This window comes from Thalassolituus sp. UBA675, from assembly GCF_002297765.1.
GTDB lineage: Bacteria > Pseudomonadota > Gammaproteobacteria > Pseudomonadales > Oceanobacteraceae > Thalassolituus.
The window spans coordinates 18,635-36,362 of the sequence record NZ_DBNJ01000010.1 but is presented as its reverse complement, the minus strand read 5'-3'; the positions used below and the strand labels follow the sequence as shown (position 1 = coordinate 36,362).

Sequence of the window (17,728 nt, the reverse complement as noted above, 5' to 3'; positions counted from 1 at the left end):
TTATACCGGGTAGAAGGGATAATCCTGTCGGAAACGCTCCATAGAGAAGAGTTCGTCCAATTGCTCAGACAAACGACGACTCTTGCGGCCGTCCAGGCCCAGATATTTGAGTTCTGCCAGACAGTCGGGGCATATGCTGAGTGTTTTTTCAGGATCACGTGTGCTGACCTTGATGCTGTCAGCGTCCCGAAGCCGGTGGAGTTCGTGACAAGCAGCGAGGTGAATCTGCCCCTCCCCTTCAATCCATACCCGGGAATTCTTTAGTGCGAGTGTACGGTCAGGGAGGATGCGTAATTGCCCGGGGAGCGCGATCAGTACCCCTCTGGCCAATTGGTCACGTTCGCCGAATGTCAGCTGATGTTCAGGGTCGAATTCGACAAAATGTCCATAGCCATCCGCTCCCATACGATGCTTGAGCGCGTTGAATTCCGACGCCTCAAGAAAGTTGTAGAGTTTCATGGCTGAACCCGGTCGAGTATCGTAGCAATGCGCCCTTCAGCATCGGTACGCACCCGGAACTCAACCCGCCGGGAAGCAGAGCCAAGCTCACTGCCCTCATCATCCCGTACGACCTTGGCAGAAGATAGGCCATTGGCCGTGAGATGCGCCTTCAACCAGTTTTTATCGTCGGCAACGGGTTTCAGTCCGAGCACATAGGCAAGCGTTGAGCGCGTGCGCTCCTGCGACAGATTCATATTAAGAATATAAGCTTCGTCCTCCGAACGTGCACCAAACCAACCACTGGAGGTATGCCCTTCAATGCGCACTTCGAGAATATCGTCGCGGTACTGCTCCTGAGTGATAATTCGCACATAGCGAGGGAAGAAATCATCAAGGATGGCCTGAAACTCTGGTTTGAGTTCTGCCTCTCCCTTATCGAACAGAACATCGGTGTTATTAAAACGGAAAGCCAGATCTTCATCGAGCTCAGCCCCCCATCGTGGCATGTCGTCAGCGAATTCGGTCTCAAGATCCTTGTACAACTGGGTGCGGAGCTGATCGTACAGGATCGCCACATCACGAATTTTATCGCGCTCAGTTTCGACGTTAATCATAAAGACCACGGAGACCAGCATGAACACCATCATCAAGCCCGCCATTAAGTCAGAAACAGCCACCCAATGACCTTCGTGATCCTGCGAGTCATCCAGCTTCTGAGAGTCATCCAGCATGGTCAGTCCTCAACCTGTCTGGCCATATTCACCAACTCTGTGAGCTTGTCAGTGAGTGGGCTGTAATCAGAGACAAATTTCTCAGACAGTGCCGTTAACTGAAGACCGAATGCACGAAGCGCTTTATTCAGTTCTTCCTCCATGCCCGTATCCAGTTGAGCTACCTGACGCTCCAGGCGCTCGCCCAATTTCTGCATATGCTGCTGACTCTGCTGCTGTTGAGCCAATAGCTGCTCCTGGCTTTCCAGCATCATGCTGTGCAACTGGGATGTGAGTTCTTTTTGTGTCTGGCTCAATTCTTCTGTCGCCCATCTTTGCTGAGACTGGACGGCATCGGACATACCCTGGGTGAGAACAGACAACCGCTCTTCAAGCTTCGGCAACCCTTCAGCCGCGTTATTTACCATATCCGCGAGGCTACCGAGCTGGGAGTGAATGTTCATACGCTGAGTTTCGAGGCCTGTCAGGAGCTCCTGCAGAGACTCCGAAATACCGTTGAACGCATTGGCGTTGCGAACCATGTATTCAAACGAGTTGCTCGCTTCTTTCATCAGGTTGGACGACCGTTCCTGCTCTGAAATCAGGTCGTCGAGCTGTGTCCGGTAAGTTTGCTGCCACTCCAGCATGGCAACAACGGATTCATTCAGCTGACGGAAGTTTTCCCCATACTGCTCATTGATCTTGGTATTGAATTCATTCATGACGGCGCGAATGGCTTCAACCAGTGCTTTGGCGTTCGCATCGGCCATCTTCTGCTGATAATTCGTCAATACATCAACAAGCTGGTCAAAGCGTCGCTGGGAAGATTGGTGTTGTTTCGCCAGTTCAGTGCGAAGGCTCTGTTCGGAGCCATCGTGTAATTGCTTCACCAGCGCCTGGAGAGAAAGGTCAAGATCATCAATAGTAGCGGCCCGATGCTGACTGGCCGCACGCCGGCCCGCCTGCTCGACCGCTGCTCGGATCTTAAGGGTCAGGGCAGCGAACAGACCCGCGATCGAAGTCCAGAAGGCCGTTTTGAGACCATCCATCAGTCGTGGAACGCTGCCCTGGATATCTGCGGTGTCGAAATGCCAGAGGCCAAGTGCTACGCCAAGAAACGTACCGAAAATACCAATACTGGTCAGAATCGCGGGCGCGACTTCCGCTGTCTTCGAAGAATACCGGAACAAATGAAAGAAAATGCCAAGAGCAAGGACACCGCCAATAAGTACCAGCGTCCATACCGAAAATTGTTCCAACACCATAATACGTAGCCTGACAGGTTATTTATTGCATCACACAGAGTCAGTTTAGTCGCTATTTACGCTTTCGCCGGGAAGCTCTTCTCTGACACTAAAGCCACCAATACAAGGTATTTGTGCCAGACCACTCATAAAACAGCACAGGCTAGCTTGCGAATCAGCGAAATTATTGAAATCAAAGAAAAAATCCCACCCCGCCACACCCTAAGAAATTTACATTTGGGGTTTGCGAAGCAGTGATTTTACTGGTTAGAATGCCAGCCTCACGCGCGAGTGAGTAACCGCCTCGTGCGCTGGAAGTATGAAAAAACAGAAATAATAACGGCCCTATGGCCACCTTATTGAGGTACTGATATGACTACGACAATCTGGAGCCTGCTCCTTGTTGGCGCACTGGTCGCTCTGACTTACAAGCGTAGCTCGCTGAAAGTTGCAGCTGGTGTTATGGCTGCTTTTACAGTAGCTGCTTTCGTTTTCGGCGCAGCAACTGCTGTTACCGTAATCTCTCTGATCGTTGCTGGCGCACTGGGTGTACTTAGCCTTGATGGTTTCCGTACTAACACTGTGACTAAGCCGATCTTCAACTTCTACAAGAAGATTCTGCCACAGATGTCCGACACTGAGCGTGAAGCTCTGGAAGCCGGTACTGTATGGTGGGATGGTGAACTGTTCTCTGGTAAGCCTAACTGGCAGATGCTGCTGAACCACCCTAACCCGACTATTCCACAAGAAGAACAGGACTTCCTGGACAACCAGGTTAAGACTCTGTGCTCTATGGTTGACGAGTGGGAAATCAGCCAGAACGGTGACCTCTCTAAGGAAATCTGGGAATACATCAAGAAAGAACGTTTCTTCTCTATGATTATCCCTAAAGAATACGGTGGCCTTGGCTTCTCTGCTCAGACACAGTCTGCTGTTCTTCAGGCGCTGACTGTATCAGGTGCGACCTTCTCTACCGTAGGTGTTCCTAACTCTCTCGGCCCAGGTGAGCTGCTGCTGAAGTACGGTACTCAAGAGCAGAAAGATCACTACCTGCCGCGCCTGGCAGATGGTCGTGAGATCCCATGTTTCGGTCTGACTGGTCCACGTGCCGGTTCTGATGCGACCTCTCTGCCTGACGTTGGTGTTGTATGTAAGGGCACTTGGGAAGGTAAAGAAGTTCTGGGTCTGAAACTGAACTTTGAAAAGCGTTACATCACTCTGGCTCCAGTTGCGACTGTTGTTGGTCTGGCGTTCCGTATGTTTGACCCGGAAGGTCTTCTGGGCGACAAGAAAGACGTTGGTATTACCGTAGCTCTGCTGCCACGCCACCTCGAAGGCATGGACATCGGTAACCGCCACAAGCCAATCGGCTCTCCGTTCATGAACGGCCCGATTTTCGGTAAAGACGTATTTATCCCACTGGACTTCATCATCGGTGGTGCTGACATGGCTGGTCAGGGCTGGCGTATGCTGGTTGAGTGTCTGTCTGTTGGCCGTTGTATTACTCTGCCAAGCTCTGGTGCAGGTGGTGGTAAGTACTCTATCGCGGCTACCGGTGCATACTCACGTATCCGTCGTCAGTTCAATGTGCCGATTGCTAAGCTGGAAGGTGTTCAGGAGCGCGTTGCGCGTATCGCTGGTAACACGTACACCGCTGGCGCTGCTGCACGCGTAACTGCGATTGCTATTGATGAAGGTCACAAGCCTTCTGTTCCTTCAGCGATCCTGAAGTACAACCTGACTGAAATCGCCCGTGCCGTTGCTAACGACACTATGGACGTTCACGGTGGTAAAGCTATTATCCGTGGTCCTAAGAACTATGTTGAGTCTGGTTACTCTTCTGTTCCTGTTGCGATCACTGTTGAAGGTGCAAACATCCTGACCCGCTCTATGATCACCTTTGGTCAGGGCGCGATCCGCTGCCATCCTTTCGTACTGCCAGAAATGGAAACTGCGAAAGCGAACGATCTGAAAGGCTTCGATAAGGCGCTGTTCGGTCACTTCGGATTCATCTTCTCTAACATGAGCCGTGCTCTGGTTCTGAACCTGACTAATGCTGCCTTCACTGGCGTGCCTGTGTCTGGTCCTACCAAGTCTTACTACAAGCAGCTGAACAAGTACGCCGCTTCTTTCGCAATCTGTGTCGACATCGCTATGTCTACTCTGGGTGGTGAGCTGAAGTTCCGCGAGCTGATCTCTGCACGTCTGGCAGACATGGTATCTAAGATGTACCTGGCTTCTATGGTTCTCAAACACTGGGCTGACCAGGGTTCAAACAAAGAAGACCTGCCACTGGTTCAGTACTCTATCGAGAAGCTGTTCTTCGAATTCGAAGAAGCACATGAAGCCTTCCTGCAGAACCTGCCAGCACGTCCTGCTGCATGGCTGCTGAAAGTACTGACTATGCCACTGGGCCGTCGTGCTAAGGCACCTAACGATAAGCTGGTCGCTAAAGTTGTAGATCTGGTTTCTTACCACACTGACACCCGTGAGCGTCTGATTCAGGGTGCCTACCGTGGCGAGAAATACGGTGCTGCATACGATAACGGTCTGCGTAACCCGCTGGCTGTATACGACAGCCTGCTGGATCGTGTTGAGAAAGCTGAGGGCATCTACAAGAAAATTGGCGATGCTATCAAAGCTGGTAAGTACGACGAAGCAACCCTGTCAATCGAAGGCCGTATCAACGAAGGTGTTGAGATGGGCATTCTGACAGCCGACGAAGGCGAGTTCATGATCGCATTCGAGAAAGATGTTCTGGAAATGGTACACGTTGACCACTTCCCACTGGAACACTTCGGTACTGTTGCTGAAAACCACGACAAAGCAAAAAAGACCTCTAAAAAGAAGTCTGACGAAGCTACTGCTTAATTGCTGACGTCGTAAGAAGAAGCCCCGCTCTGCGGGGCTTTTTTGTGCCCGCTTTTCGGGTATTATCAAAGCTCCAGTCAAAGGAGAGATCGATGCTAATCAGCAATATGGAAGTCGTTCCGGGGAAGCGCATTACCCAGCATCTGGGAATGGTACAGGGCAGCACTGTTCGTGCTAAACATGCCGGTCGTGACATCATGGCAGGCTTTAAGAATATCTTTGGCGGTGAGTTAAAAGGCTATACGGAGCTCCTGAGTGAGTCCCGGGAAGAGGCCATCGACCGTCTGAAACAGCAAGCTGCTGCGCTGGGAGCGAATGCTGTCATCAACGTTCGTTTCTCCACCTCATCTATTGCCGCCGGAGCGTCCGAAATTTTCGTGTACGGCACTGCAGTGCTCGTGGAAGATCGCTAATGGAACTGATCGTATTCCTTGTTCTCCTTGGGCTGGGTTACGTTTTCGGACGACTTTCCGAGAGTCGCCATTACCGCGCCATCATCCAACGGGAGCAGGTACTCAGAGATATCTCAGTTGTACCTGTCAAAATTCCTCCCCCCGAATATCTCAGGCATGAGTCCACTCTGGTATGTGGTAGCGTCGTAATCTCTGTCGATTACTTCAAAACCGTCGCTGCTTCTTTGCGGAATATTTTTGGCGGCCGGGTCGGCGCCTACGAAAGTCTTCTCGACCGCGCCCGGCGGGAAGCTGTTTTACGTATGCAGGACGAAGCACGTCAACTCGGTGCAGAGACCATCTATAACGTGAAATATGAAACCTCCCGCATCGGAGAAAATGCAGGCAAAGGTCTTGGCTCAGTAGAAGTGCTTGCCTACGGAACCGCACTGATAGCCAGCACGGCCTCTAAGTAGCTGTGAGCCTTAAGGATGAGTTTCCCAAAAGAAAACCCGCAGCTACCCGAGGGGATTAACAATCATCATGAAAGCCCCTTCGTAGACTTCGTCATCATGGCCGGCGCTCTGTTGCTGGCAGTGGTCAGTCTTTCCTTCCTGATCGGCTGGGGAGCCGTGCGCATAGCGCCTGCGGTGCCCTTTGAGTGGGAGCCGGATATTTCTCTGGCTCCATCTGGATATAGTTCAGAAGAGGATCAGAGAATTGCGGACTACCTGCAGAGTCTGACCCAACAATTGATCCCACAAGAATCTGAAATTCCCTCAGTTAAGGTGCACTGGCTACCCGATGTTGATGCCGCAAATGCCTTTGCGACTTCAGGCGGCAATATTCACGTCACCCGGGGTCTGCTTGATGCCGTCAACAGTGAGAATGGCCTGGCGATGGTGCTGGCGCACGAGTACGCCCACATTGAATTAAGACACCCCGTCGTCCTTATGCTTGAGCAGATTGGCCACACATTAATCGCACTGCTCACAGGGTTTGATAATTCCTCTGCGGGAACCATTGCCCAACAGAGTGGTTTGATCAGCCTCATGGCCTTCAGTCGCAACATGGAGCGTGCGGCGGACGCAAGGGCCCTAACCCTCATCAACAACTATTACGGACACTCCAGAGGGTCTGAGGAACTGTTTGAGCATATTCTTGAGGCTGATGAGAGCGCGGACCGCCAGTGGGGTCTCTGGCAGTCTCATCCGGCGACAGTGGAGCGGATTGAGTTTCTGAACTCGCACAAAAAAAGCGGAGATACTCACGCATCGCTCCGCCCTCTTCCCACCTGGCTTTCAAAATCACTAAGCAGGGATTCTGAAACCCAATAGCGCCCGGTTCTTACTGGTTATCCAGGAAACGCTCTGCATCCAGCGCCGCCATACAGCCTGTACCGGCTGACGTGATGGCCTGACGGTAGATGTGATCAGAAACATCACCTGCCGCAAATACGCCCTCTACGCTCGTTTGTGTCGCGTTCCCATGCAGACCGCTCTGAACGACGATATAACCATCTTTCATCTCGAGCTGTCCTTCAAAGATGCCTGTATTCGGTGAGTGGCCGATGGCTACGAAGATGCCCTCAAGGTCCAACTCCTCCGTCTCTCCTGTCTCACGGTTCTTGATGCGCATACCGGTAACACCCATATCATCACCCAGTACTTCATCAAGCTCGCAGTTCCAGCGAATGGTAACGTTGCCGTTTTCCGCCTTATCAAGCAGCTTGTCTGCCAGGATTTTCTCACTACGGAAGCTATCACGACGGTGAACAACGACTACCTCGGAGGCGATGTTTGATAGATAAAGCGCTTCTTCAACCGCGGTATTACCACCACCGATGACAGCAACACGTTTCTTGCGGTAGAAGAAACCGTCGCAGGTCGCACATGCCGAAACTCCCTTACCCTTGAATGCTTCTTCACTCTCAAGGCCAAGGTATTTAGCGCTGGCGCCGGTCGCGATGACCAGTGAATCACAGGTGTACTCACCCGAATCCCCTTTAAGCCAGAAAGGACGCTGATCGAGTTTAACTTCGCTGATCTGATCAAACACGACTTCTGTATCGAAACGCTCGGCGTGTGCTTTCATACGCTCCATCAGCTCCGGCCCCTGTACACCCTGAGCATCACCCGGCCAGTTATCCACCTCTGTCGTCGTTGTGAGCTGTCCGCCCATCTGCATGCCAGTGATGATGACCGGATCGAGATTGGCACGAGCCCCATACACTGCTGCAGTGTAGCCAGCAGGGCCAGAACCTAGGATTAACATCTTGATATGGCGGGGGTTACTCATCCGCTGTCTCCGTGAAAAGTGAAAAGGTAGAAGTCTTAACTGGGGCCGAAGTATAAAGAATCAAGGGTGGTGGCGTAACCCCACAATATCCCGCCCATCAAGCTGTCTAACATGGCATTACAACAAATAACAATGCTGGCTTACATTGCCTTTCCCCTTTTAAATCAATGGGATGCAACACCTTAAAATGAACAAAGGTTCATCTGTCAATTTCTGTTCGTTGTCGAAAATTTAGCCATGGGTCAGGATTACTCCACAAAGCAATAACCCGAAGGCCATGAAAATGAGTAAACAACAAGAAATTAAGCAGAAGTCGCGCCTTGGCACGCTACTTATGCACAAAGGACTCATCACCCGTCGCCAGTTAGATGAAGCACTGGATCTTCAGAGCACAAGCAAGTTGATGCTTGGTGAGATCATGGTCGAAAAGGGATGGATTACAGAGAAACAACTCGACAAGGCACTGAAAGGACAATCACGCTACCGCATGGTTGCTGCGGTCGGAGCGGTTCTTCTTGGCCCTGTTCAACCATTTGTAGCCAGCGCGAACGCTTCAATAGATACATCGATTGAAGCTGAGCAGTACGAGGCCAATCGTATCGCTGGTTTTGGTAACATGAAGCCGATGTCTGAAGGGGGTATGGCAGAGATCACTGGTCAAGGTATCAACGAGAATGTTGCTTACCTGCAAGACGTTCTGAGCGGCGACTCCGATGGCGCTGACGCTCCGGAAACCGCCACTATGACTGCTCTGCAAAGCATTTTCCCGGGACTTAACATGCTCACGGATTATGAGATAAGCGACGTGGAGTATTACGGCGATGGTCCATCAGTTACACTCCACGAAGATGGTTCAATTGAAATGCAGGGACCAAAACGAATCGGTGAGATTGCCTTCAAAGACGTTAATTTCCGAGGAGCCACCGGACCTGCAATGGGAGACCTCTCTATTAAGAATCTCAGTATGTCAGAAGGTTCAACCATAACCTTGCGTACTCGAAACTAGGCTCTGATTAAGCGCGGCGCAGAAAGCCCTAAGATAATTAGACTTTTTGCGCCTACATTCTCCATACAGACTCTCAAGTCCGGACAATTGAAGCCGCCACCCCCGCGTAATGTGAATTGAGTCACAATGACTGGTCATCCTCAGCCACTTTGATGTTTGATAGCTGAAAAGCTTCTCAGACACTAATAAGAATACCCGAGGAACCTATGGACGCTTTATCTAATGGACTGAAAACCTTCCGTATCGCCTCATTGGTCACAACCGTCGGCCTGAGTATTATGTCGACATCGGCTTTCGCAGAGTTTAAACGCCCCACTGATCCCGATTCGCTCGCGAAACGCGTCGGCATGACCGCTATCTACGACGAAGGCATGTCGGGAGTGGTAGCTCAGGGATTTCAGGATGACATTGATTACCTTATGGAGGTTGTCGACCAAACAGGTCCTACTGATCAGGCACCAGAAATCGCTCTGATGGCGGTTCTCCAAACAGCAATTCCATTTCTCCCAGCATTCAGCGGGTACACGATCACTGGTATTGAATATGACGACCCTGAAGCCGAGCGGGTTATTTTCAATGCTGATGCCACGGTCACTCTTATATTACCGGATCGTATCGGCGAAATTGCCTACCGGGACTTTAAGGCACGCGACAGCTCAGGTGCCCCGATGGGGGATATTATCTTTGACGATGTGCGCCTTCTGGAAAACTCAACGCTCAAGTTAATCGGGTCTGACTAACCCCTTGTCGAACGCAGCCAATATAGCGCACGTGCGCAGTCTGACGGAGAGACTGCGCCACTATCCCGGGCAGCCTTAATAGTGTCCAGACACAAAGCGCCCTTCCCTCTCTTCGCATCGATTTCCCCTGAACAAGGTCACACCTGACGTGGTCTGATAACTCCCCCCAAAACAATAAGAAGGGAGTCACCGCGTGAACACCAGTGGAAGAACATCAGGACTAACAACGCTCATTCGCCTCAGCGTCATCACATTGTGCACATCTACTGCTTACGCCGGACCAACGGTTCAGGAGCTGGAGCAGCGAACCGGGCTCGCGAGTCTCGCCGATGATAATATGCAGACCATTTCTGCTCAGGGCATCAATGAGGACAGCCAGTACCTTATCGAGCTGGGAAACAACAGTGGCCCGGACGAAGAAGGTGGCCTGAAAACGCTGATGGTGCTGTTCCAGGCGGGATTGCCATTACTCAACTTCGTTGGCGACTACGAGATCACTGGCGTAAGTTATGATGACCCTGATGGACCGCGCAGTATCGTCAATGACGATGGAACTATCAGCCTGGTTCTGCCCTCCAGCATCGACGAAATCGCCTATCGCAATATGAGTATTGGTAGCACCGGTACCGATATCATTGGCGACCTGTATTTCAGGAATATTTCGACCGTTCCCGACTCTACAGTAACACTGATTCCACGCCCCGAAACACCTTAAGCCAGAAGCAATTTAATCTTGATACGGACTGTGTGAAAAGCAAAAAAAAACGGAAGCATCTGCTCCCGTTTTTCTTTGACTGAGATGTTAGGTCAGTAAGCAATCGCAAGTGGCACAAAGGCGACGATAAGCAGTGCCGTGGCCATGGTGGCCAATGGCAGTAATATCTTCTCGTTTCTGTACCAGAAGTTCTCGCCAACCACTTCTTCCTTGGATAAGCGTACCTCTTCTTCGCCGACCACCTGCCTCGTCAACAAGTGGTTCAATGCTACCGGCGGGCTGAGATAACCCAATTCGAAGGCCACCAGTGTAACCATCCAGAAGTGAACCGGATCAATACCACTTTCATAGGCAATACTCGCGATCGTGGCACTCACCAGAATCACAGCACCGTACGGGTCCATAACCATGCCGATAACGACCAGAATACCAACCAACAGGGCCATAGCCAACCAGATAGAGCTGAACTCAGTCGGTACCATCGTCATGACCTCTGCACGCTCAATAACACCACCGATACTGACCGACATCCCCATCAGCATCAACAGCGCACCGATGTGACCCGTGGTCTCCGTAGTCGCTTCACGAATCGTCTTCTCGATAGAATCACGACCTTGTTTAAGGTCGTCGTAGCTCTCTTCAAGACGGTGACCCACGTAATCAATATTCAGATTTTCACGCTTCAGGACGTCTTTTTCCTGGTTAAGGCGCTCATAAATAAGAATAACCAGTAGCAATACAGGCAGAATGATAGGCGCTGAGAATTCGTCAAGGTACGCATTCAACAGAAGTGCATATACAACGAGCGTTACAGCGATCAGAATCACATATGGTATCAGCGGCTTTAACGCCTCTTTGAATTCAGGCCAGACATTGCCATCCGGACGTTGAATTGCAACCGGTTCTTTACGGGTGAGAAGAGCATAGGCAGCGAACAGGACGGTCGTCAGGAAGAATACCTTAACCCCCCAACCGAACAACTGGTCTGTAGTCACCTCATTATTCAGCGCTGCAACGATAACAACCAGCAGGCATGGACGCAGAACAACACCCAAAGAGCCTGACATTGCGGTAGCCGCCAGCGCCAGCTGACGTCGCGCCCCAGCACGGCGGAGCTCCATGTAGATCAAACCACCTACTGCGATAACGAAAATACCTGAACCACCAGTGTAAGCGGTTGGCACTGCAGCCAGAGCTACGACGGCAACAGCCAACATCTCCGGTGGTAACTTGAGCGGGCGGAAAATATTGAACACCTTCTGTGCCATCTCAGTACGCTTAAGAAGCATACCGATCCATACGTACAAGCCTACATTAAGGAATAGCTGAGAAAGCTCCATCATCTGATTCAGGTAAATACCAATACCCGCTGGATGTCCCGCAAGGATGAAGTAAGTACCAGAGATCAGACACATAGTGGCATACAGAGGTATCGCCAGCTGAGCCTTAAGGAAGTTGCCCCCTGGCTCGGCTTCCTTAGGGATAACCACCATCTGGTAGAGCGTCAATGCGAGCGGCGCTCCAAACCCAAAGATCCATAGCCAGTGGAGTACTGCATGCTCGGTACTGACCTCAATACCCGCTGAGAAGGCAACTTCTTTGAAGCTGTATACGGAGTAAAACAGAATGGCAAATGCAACGAATTGAGCGCCCGCTGCAACACGATAATCCATCGCCGTTACCATAGGTCTCAGGGCGATGTGGTGACGACGGAACAGTGCTGTACCACCGCAGATCAGAACGAGAATCGCCAGCATAATCCGCTGGGTCGCCATACCTAGTTCACCGAAGTTGGCGACACCCAACTCGACTGAACGGAAGATTTCAACAGCCGGAGTAATCCGGTCTTTTGTCGCATTGTACTGATCGTACTTGATCTCACACTGAGCCTGAGCGGCTTCAAGTGACTTCCGCATCACTGCGGGATCTACCGGCTCTGGCGCGAACAGGTCAAACTCATCCATTGGCTGGTTATTTCGTTCTTCGACGATTCTTGCCAGCTCGGTATCAATATCCATATTGAGGTTACAGGACGGCTCAACCGGATCATGCCGAAGCATAAAGTATCCTTCCCAGACACTTTCACCCAATTGCAGTAATTGCGCATGCATCGTGTGACTGGTATTCAGAATAATGACGAATACCAGTACCAGGAATGCAGGAAGCGCAGCGAGCCATTCGTAAATCGTACGGTTGCCCGCACGTACGTGCTGCTCCATGAAAAACACCTCTTATATTATAAAAGAACCGAAGCCGGACGGCTTCGGTTCATCCCCCAATGTCCGCTTCCCGGAGGCAAGTGCCTGGGAAGACAAGACGTGTTACTTGGTCTTACTCAAGATTTTCGACACACTCCGCTGCAGAGCCATCCGCCTTACAACGCAGGTTTTTGAGAAGACGCAGCATTTTGCCATCATATACGCCTTCATCACGCAGTGTGATACGCACCTGACGCAGCATTTCGTTATATTCTTTTTGCTGTGCTTCAGGCAGGTCTAACCAGTAATGGTCTTCGATTTCTTCTGTATGCTGCTTGATACTCTTGATCGCACGATCGAAGAGACTTGCAACGAACTCACGGGACTTCTGCGTATATTCATCGCTGAACTGCTCACGATGGAATACCAGCTGAAAGTCCAGATAAGCGAGGTTGTATCTCAGAATCGCACCGTTCTCGCCCAAGCCTTTGTACATTTCCAGAGGCTTGTATGCGATTGCTGGGGCGTAGGCGATATCAACGCTGCCGTTGTTAAACTTACCAGAGAAGTTAGCTGAGTTTGACGGAACGACCGCTGCACCCACGTGGTTCACCAATTTGATTGATGGTGCGTCATAGTCGAGTGTCGCAATCTTCTTGCCCGACATTTCTTCTACGGTATCGATGCTTCTGTCATTAACGAACAGGTACACAGCACCAGCCGGAATAACACCACCGACGGCGTAACGCTCAGTCTGCATGAACTTTGCCGCATTTGGAGCGGCTGTAGTCATGACCACCTGGCGCATGATCTCATCAGTTGGTACGGCACCAATCGCTTCGATGGTAGACGCGAACTTACTGAAAGGACGCGCACGAGCCCCCGTCATTACAACACCATCACACTGCTCTGCTTTGAAGTCATCAGAGGCAATTTTTTCATCGGTGTAAGCGTGAAGCTTGATTTCAAAACCTTCCGCGAGTGCAAACTCGCGATAGTCTTTCATCAGACCAAACATCGGCCCACTGTTACCCAGTGGGTCATAGATGCACAGGTCACGTTGTTCTACAGCGCTCGCAAAAGGCGCCAGGGTCATCGCAGCGATGGCCAATAATTTACGCATATCCAATCCTTAATCTAATAGGTCGTCAATATCCATCACGGGGGCAGCACTTTCGTCCACATCATCCCAGAAAGTACCAAACTCACCTACCGGCGTACGCGAGCCAGTAGCATCAGTCCACATACGGTCAGAAACCGCACGGATCTGACGACTTGCTACAACATCAAGCAGGCGGTAGTCGCGATGGCTAGGGTTAGTTTTAAGTGAGGCTGCGTGACGACGGATAGCTTCCTTCACACGATCCGTGTGACCACCACCATCAGCAACAAGAATTTCTACAGCATGAGCGAGACGAACACCGTTTTCGGTAGCGGTGCGCGACGCAGTTTCCAACTCGACCCAAGGGTCAGTTGCGTTTTTGTCTGAGCTGTCTGGCATGAGGATTTTCAGACCGGCTGATGCAGCAGCAGGAACACCCCAGTACTCTTCGTTATCGAGACACTGAAGACCACGTACCGCCTTCATAGCGATATCTTTAGGAACGTTCACAACGCTTTGTGCCTTCAGATCATTCAGTACAGACTGGAGGCCAGCAAGGTTACCCAGTGTCCAGTAAACACCCTCGTCATAGTTGAGTCGTGGGCACTTCTCACCCGGTTCACCAAACTCATCCACCATGTGTTGGTATGCGCGATACTGACGAGTTGCGGCGATAGCGTACTGACGCTTCTCACGAACGCGTGCATCTTTTGCTTCATTGATATTCTGATTTTTGAACGCCCGGATATAAGCAAGGCTTTCCTCGACAGCGGCTTCTTCCGCACATGCGCCCGCCATCATGTTCATCATGAGATTGGCCAGGTCATCGGTCGAAGTAACACGGGTAAATGCGTTAATGAGAGGCTGAAGGCCCTGAGTAGTGGAACAGGCAACACCTACGTCATCAATAGTCATTGTATATGGCGTTACATGACGATCGGTAAGGTCATAAACAACCCACCCCATCTGCATGTAAATGATGCTACAACCGGACAGCGTGAACAGAGTCATTGCTGTAATTAGAACGCGAGAGAGAAACGACATGACGCCCCCATCAGAATCAATGTTGTTGTTATTATTCTCCGGGTAATAAGAACCCGGAAGGTTCGTAGCCCAGAGAATATCTGGTTTACGCTACGAATACCAATGTAAACCAACCAAATTGCCTTCCCGACGTAAGCTATTGGAAAAGTTGCGCCTCAGAAAGGTTAATTGGTGCCAAGCGCCTTTTGGGCACCTACCCACTTCTGTGACATTTTTTTACAGAAAATCGCCATGAAAAAACTTGTCTGAACCAGTCCAGTAATAAAAATTGTCCGAAAGTGGTCATTTTTCGCCACCGAATAAGGTCTATTAAAGCCATTTACAAGGATTAACAACCCCACTAAATGGCATGGTTGCACTTTCCTCGCAGCAGGATTACATACAAAGATAAACAAGTGTCTATAATTGAACATCGACTGCAAGCAATGCGGACAAAGTCACACCCTTACACTCGGTAGTTGCAAATCCTGATCAGGCCGTCATATTGATAAGACAGACGACAGGATTGGAGGGAGTCTCTCTGAACGATCTCCTGATACGGCTGACCCGTTTAGCCGTAGTACACAGTAAGATCATTGACTGCACACCGCAGACGCTGGGTTCAGACCGCATCGTCACTCCCTCTACCGCTCTTCAAATACCCCCCTCGGAAGACACACGTACCGACTCTGGAATGGTTGAGCACTTATGCTATGCCCGCGGGTTTCTGTACCTCTGTGCTCCGCTCTATGACGCAATCAGGAGACTGACTCTATGGCCGCGCGTAAATCCGATACCAAACTGTACGTTATCGACACCAATGTTCTGATTCATGATCCAGCAGCGATTCTGAACTTCGAAGAACATCAGGTCGTTATCCCTATGACAGTTCTGGAGGAGCTGGATAAACTGAAGATGGGAAAGGCATCCATCGCGACCGACTGCCGGGAGGCGATAAGGCAGATAGACCGCATTATCGGAGATGCTTCTCCGACAGAGATTGCCAAGGGCATACCGATCGAGCGTCCCGATGGTGATTACCAGGGACACTTCTCAATACTGCTAGACACTTTCCAGACTCCCAGTCGCGCTCTTCCTGACGACCTCAATGACAACAAGATCATCAACAGCCTGGTGACACTGCAGGAGAAGTATCCAAACCGCGAGACCATCCTGATTACCAAAGACATTAATATGCGTCTGAAAGCGCGCGGCTGTGGTGTAGGCGCTCAGGACTACCAGAATGATCAACTCCTTTCTGATGTCTCTCTTCTTGAAACCGGTTATCACCACGTCGATGGCTCGTTCTGGGAAACACAGGAGCAGGTCGAAACTTTCCACGATGAGACTGGTACCTACCACCGGATACCATTGAACCAGCTTCCGGACGATATGGTGATCAACCGCTTCATCTCAGACGACAAAGGCTTTATTGGTAAGGTCCACCAGATCGGAGAAGAGGCAGCACTCATCAAAGACTTCCCCAGAGAACAGTTGATGCAGACAAGTGCATGGGGACTCAAGCCAAGGGATACCGCCCAGGCAATGGCGCTTAACCTGCTCCTCGACCCTGACATTCACCTCGTCACATTATCGGGACAGGCCGGCTCAGGTAAAACGATTCTGGCGTTGGCAGCAGCGATTGAGATGACCGTCGCAACCGGGCAATTCCGTCGTATTATCGCCACCCGGAGCACTCGCGGACTCGATGAGGATATTGGCTTCCTGCCAGGTACCGAAGCAGAAAAGATGGAGCCGTGGCTGGGCGCAATCACCGACAACCTCGAAGCACTCCATTGTGATGATGAAAACGCGACCAGCAGCGTCGACTACATTCTGCAGAAGGTACCGCTGCAGTTTAAATCACTGAATTACATCCGTGGTCGAAGCTTCCAGCACAGTCTCATTCTGATTGACGAGTGTCAGAACCTGACCCCACACCAAATGAAAACCATCATTACCCGCGCAGGCGCTGGAAGTAAGGTAATTTGTCTTGGCAACCTGGCGCAGATCGATACCCCCTACCTGAATCCAATCAGTTCGGGCCTGACGTATCTGATAGAACGCTTCAAGCATTTTCCGCACGGAGGCACCATCCACTTGCAGGGGTCGCCACGCTCAGAACTTGCAGAGTATGCCGAAGCACATCTTTGACGCTTTCCTTACCCTGAACTATAAACAGTAGAGGGCCTATGGCCCTCTTACTATTTATACACAATAAGGTCATGGATAAGGATTATGAGATATCTGCTCGCATGTATGTTATTGAGCGTTTTTATGCCCGCAATCGCAGCGGATGAAGAACCAGTAGAGAAAATCTACGAACTTGAGTTTGAAACCGACTCCAGCTGGGCAAGTATCGAAATTCGTGACGACGCTGTGTTCGTAAATGCTCCCGCCGATAGCGCAATGAGCATTACGGCTAAAGATGGGCTGCGTGCGTACAACATATCCCCAAAGAAGATATATCTAAGAGCGAAGTCGCGTGGCGTAGTAAATATGAACCTGTTCGTACGTTCAAAGAATAACGTACTTGGTCTGACGCTATGCAAAGGGTCACGTAACAGCTACAGCTGGATTAAGTCAGATGAATCTCGCCAGAAAAATGACCTGAAAGAACCCGACCATTGCGAACAGCACGCACTGGTACTCAATCTGTTCTGATGACAACTCATTTTCCGGACGGTCAGCGCGAATACGAATCAACTGGCCGCCCGGCAGAGTATCTCAGTGACGAAGAATGTCTTCCGTGAAGTCACCTTTAAACATTGGGATTTCGTGAAGCTCCTTCTCTCCCTCCATACCGAAATACATCCGGCTGTCTTCAGGCGGGAAGACCTTAAGGTTTGATTGGGTACTGATCAAACGCTCTCCATGCATCATGTCTTTCAATTTCAGGTAGATTTCTTCGTAGCTATCACCTTTAAGCTCGATCTCAACCTCAGTAGTAAAACGGAACGACATTTTAGCCATGGTAGTTCTCCTGAA

The 17,728-nt window shown here is 50.7% G+C and carries 17 protein-coding genes; 9 read left to right on the top strand and 8 right to left on the bottom strand.

Annotation, left to right across the window (positions count from 1 at the left end; all coding sequences use genetic code 11):
• From B3007_RS05440 to B3007_RS05430, 3 genes are read right to left on the bottom strand one after another with little or no spacing between them, the layout of a single operon-like run.
• The gene (locus B3007_RS05440) at nt 1-459 is read right to left on the bottom strand and encodes a hypothetical protein (RefSeq protein WP_068441445.1); all 459 of its coding nucleotides are present in this window, start codon (nt 457-459) and stop codon (nt 1-3) included.
• Nucleotides 456-1,172, bottom strand: coding sequence for an OmpA family protein (locus B3007_RS05435; RefSeq protein WP_068441440.1), 717 nt, complete (start codon nt 1,170-1,172; stop codon nt 456-458). Before B3007_RS05435 ends, B3007_RS05440 begins: the two co-directional genes overlap by 4 nt.
• Nucleotides 1,173-1,174: 2 nt before the next feature.
• Nucleotides 1,175-2,416, bottom strand: a complete 1,242-nt coding sequence (locus B3007_RS05430; RefSeq protein ID WP_076515013.1) for a hypothetical protein — start codon at nt 2,414-2,416, stop codon at nt 1,175-1,177.
• 351 nt (nt 2,417-2,767) lie between these two features.
• Here B3007_RS05430 and B3007_RS05425 point away from each other — a divergent pair, with 351 nt between their 5' ends.
• From B3007_RS05425 to B3007_RS05410, 4 genes are all read left to right on the top strand, one after another.
• Nucleotides 2,768-5,266, top strand: a complete 2,499-nt coding sequence (locus B3007_RS05425) for an acyl-CoA dehydrogenase (RefSeq protein ID WP_301378103.1) — start codon at nt 2,768-2,770, stop codon at nt 5,264-5,266.
• Nucleotides 5,267-5,358: 92 nt separating this feature from the next.
• Nucleotides 5,359-5,679, top strand: coding sequence for a YbjQ family protein (locus B3007_RS05420; RefSeq protein WP_068434926.1), 321 nt, complete (start codon nt 5,359-5,361; stop codon nt 5,677-5,679).
• The gene (locus B3007_RS05415) at nt 5,679-6,134 is read left to right on the top strand and encodes a YbjQ family protein (RefSeq protein ID WP_068434924.1); all 456 of its coding nucleotides are present in this window, start codon (nt 5,679-5,681) and stop codon (nt 6,132-6,134) included. The genes B3007_RS05420 and B3007_RS05415 overlap by 1 nt, the downstream gene beginning before the upstream one ends.
• Before the next feature lie 15 nt (nt 6,135-6,149).
• Nucleotides 6,150-6,995 (top strand): M48 family metallopeptidase, encoded by an 846-nt coding sequence (locus B3007_RS05410; protein ID WP_301378104.1) that lies wholly within the window; start codon nt 6,150-6,152, stop codon nt 6,993-6,995.
• 10 nt (nt 6,996-7,005) lie between these two features.
• Here the strand turns inward: B3007_RS05410 and trxB are convergent, their stop codons facing one another.
• Nucleotides 7,006-7,956 carry a thioredoxin-disulfide reductase gene (gene trxB, locus B3007_RS05405; protein WP_068434919.1) on the bottom strand — a complete coding sequence of 317 codons (951 nt, stop codon included), beginning with the start codon at nt 7,954-7,956 and terminating at the stop codon, nt 7,006-7,008.
• A 283-nt stretch (nt 7,957-8,239) separates the two neighbouring features.
• Between trxB and B3007_RS05400 the strand changes: the two genes are divergently transcribed.
• The 3 genes from B3007_RS05400 to B3007_RS05390 all read left to right on the top strand — a co-directional run bounded on the left by B3007_RS05400 (nt 8,240) and on the right by B3007_RS05390 (nt 10,417).
• Nucleotides 8,240-8,962, top strand: a complete 723-nt coding sequence (locus B3007_RS05400) for a hypothetical protein (protein ID WP_301378105.1) — start codon at nt 8,240-8,242, stop codon at nt 8,960-8,962.
• Between the two features lie 206 nt (nt 8,963-9,168).
• Nucleotides 9,169-9,702, top strand: a complete 534-nt coding sequence (locus B3007_RS05395) for a hypothetical protein (RefSeq protein ID WP_301378106.1) — start codon at nt 9,169-9,171, stop codon at nt 9,700-9,702.
• A 193-nt stretch (nt 9,703-9,895) separates the two neighbouring features.
• A complete protein-coding gene (locus B3007_RS05390; RefSeq protein ID WP_301180676.1) occupies nt 9,896-10,417 on the top strand; it encodes a hypothetical protein in 522 nt (173 codons plus the stop codon).
• A 92-nt stretch (nt 10,418-10,509) separates the two neighbouring features.
• Here B3007_RS05390 and B3007_RS05385 read toward each other — a convergent pair whose 3' ends face one another.
• The 3 genes from B3007_RS05385 to B3007_RS05375 form a co-directional block, all read right to left on the bottom strand.
• Nucleotides 10,510-12,636 carry a TRAP transporter large permease subunit gene (locus tag B3007_RS05385; RefSeq protein ID WP_301378107.1) on the bottom strand — a complete coding sequence of 709 codons (2,127 nt, stop codon included), beginning with the start codon at nt 12,634-12,636 and terminating at the stop codon, nt 10,510-10,512.
• Between the two features lie 112 nt (nt 12,637-12,748).
• A complete protein-coding gene (locus B3007_RS05380; RefSeq protein ID WP_301378108.1) occupies nt 12,749-13,738 on the bottom strand; it encodes a putative solute-binding protein in 990 nt (329 codons plus the stop codon).
• Between the two features lie 9 nt (nt 13,739-13,747).
• On the bottom strand, nt 13,748-14,761 hold the full coding sequence (locus B3007_RS05375) for a hypothetical protein (protein ID WP_301378109.1): 1,014 nt from the start codon (nt 14,759-14,761) through the stop codon (nt 13,748-13,750).
• 753 nt (nt 14,762-15,514) lie between these two features.
• Between B3007_RS05375 and B3007_RS05370 the strand changes: the two genes are divergently transcribed.
• Together B3007_RS05370 and B3007_RS05365 are read left to right on the top strand one after the other, a co-directional pair.
• The gene (locus B3007_RS05370) at nt 15,515-16,894 is read left to right on the top strand and encodes a PhoH family protein (RefSeq protein ID WP_301378110.1); all 1,380 of its coding nucleotides are present in this window, start codon (nt 15,515-15,517) and stop codon (nt 16,892-16,894) included.
• A gap of 123 nt (nt 16,895-17,017) precedes the next feature.
• Nucleotides 17,018-17,404, top strand: coding sequence for a hypothetical protein (locus tag B3007_RS05365; protein ID WP_175607879.1), 387 nt, complete (start codon nt 17,018-17,020; stop codon nt 17,402-17,404).
• A gap of 63 nt (nt 17,405-17,467) precedes the next feature.
• Here B3007_RS05365 and B3007_RS05360 read toward each other — a convergent pair whose 3' ends face one another.
• Nucleotides 17,468-17,713 carry a hypothetical protein gene (locus tag B3007_RS05360; protein ID WP_068434898.1) on the bottom strand — a complete coding sequence of 82 codons (246 nt, stop codon included), beginning with the start codon at nt 17,711-17,713 and terminating at the stop codon, nt 17,468-17,470.
• Nucleotides 17,714-17,728: the final 15 nt, after the last annotated feature.

What these genes read in the sequence shown, in the direction of transcription:
- B3007_RS05440 (WP_068441445.1), bottom strand. Translation starts at nt 459, where the DNA reads ATGAAACTCTACAACTTTCTTGAGGCGTCGGAATTCAACGCGCTCAAG.
- B3007_RS05435 (WP_068441440.1), bottom strand. Translation starts at nt 1,172, where the DNA reads ATGCTGGATGACTCTCAGAAGCTGGATGACTCGCAGGATCACGAAGGT.
- B3007_RS05430 (WP_076515013.1), bottom strand. Translation starts at nt 2,416, where the DNA reads ATGGTGTTGGAACAATTTTCGGTATGGACGCTGGTACTTATTGGCGGT.
- B3007_RS05425 (WP_301378103.1), top strand. Translation starts at nt 2,768, where the DNA reads ATGACTACGACAATCTGGAGCCTGCTCCTTGTTGGCGCACTGGTCGCT.
- B3007_RS05420 (WP_068434926.1), top strand. Translation starts at nt 5,359, where the DNA reads ATGCTAATCAGCAATATGGAAGTCGTTCCGGGGAAGCGCATTACCCAG.
- B3007_RS05415 (WP_068434924.1), top strand. Translation starts at nt 5,679, where the DNA reads ATGGAACTGATCGTATTCCTTGTTCTCCTTGGGCTGGGTTACGTTTTC.
- B3007_RS05410 (WP_301378104.1), top strand. Translation starts at nt 6,150, where the DNA reads ATGAGTTTCCCAAAAGAAAACCCGCAGCTACCCGAGGGGATTAACAAT.
- trxB (WP_068434919.1), bottom strand. Translation starts at nt 7,956, where the DNA reads ATGAGTAACCCCCGCCATATCAAGATGTTAATCCTAGGTTCTGGCCCT.
- B3007_RS05400 (WP_301378105.1), top strand. Translation starts at nt 8,240, where the DNA reads ATGAGTAAACAACAAGAAATTAAGCAGAAGTCGCGCCTTGGCACGCTA.
- B3007_RS05395 (WP_301378106.1), top strand. Translation starts at nt 9,169, where the DNA reads ATGGACGCTTTATCTAATGGACTGAAAACCTTCCGTATCGCCTCATTG.
- B3007_RS05385 (WP_301378107.1), bottom strand. Translation starts at nt 12,636, where the DNA reads ATGGAGCAGCACGTACGTGCGGGCAACCGTACGATTTACGAATGGCTC.
- B3007_RS05380 (WP_301378108.1), bottom strand. Translation starts at nt 13,738, where the DNA reads ATGCGTAAATTATTGGCCATCGCTGCGATGACCCTGGCGCCTTTTGCG.
- B3007_RS05375 (WP_301378109.1), bottom strand. Translation starts at nt 14,761, where the DNA reads ATGTCGTTTCTCTCTCGCGTTCTAATTACAGCAATGACTCTGTTCACG.
- B3007_RS05370 (WP_301378110.1), top strand. Translation starts at nt 15,515, where the DNA reads ATGGCCGCGCGTAAATCCGATACCAAACTGTACGTTATCGACACCAAT.
- B3007_RS05365 (WP_175607879.1), top strand. Translation starts at nt 17,018, where the DNA reads ATGCCCGCAATCGCAGCGGATGAAGAACCAGTAGAGAAAATCTACGAA.
- B3007_RS05360 (WP_068434898.1), bottom strand. Translation starts at nt 17,713, where the DNA reads ATGGCTAAAATGTCGTTCCGTTTTACTACTGAGGTTGAGATCGAGCTT.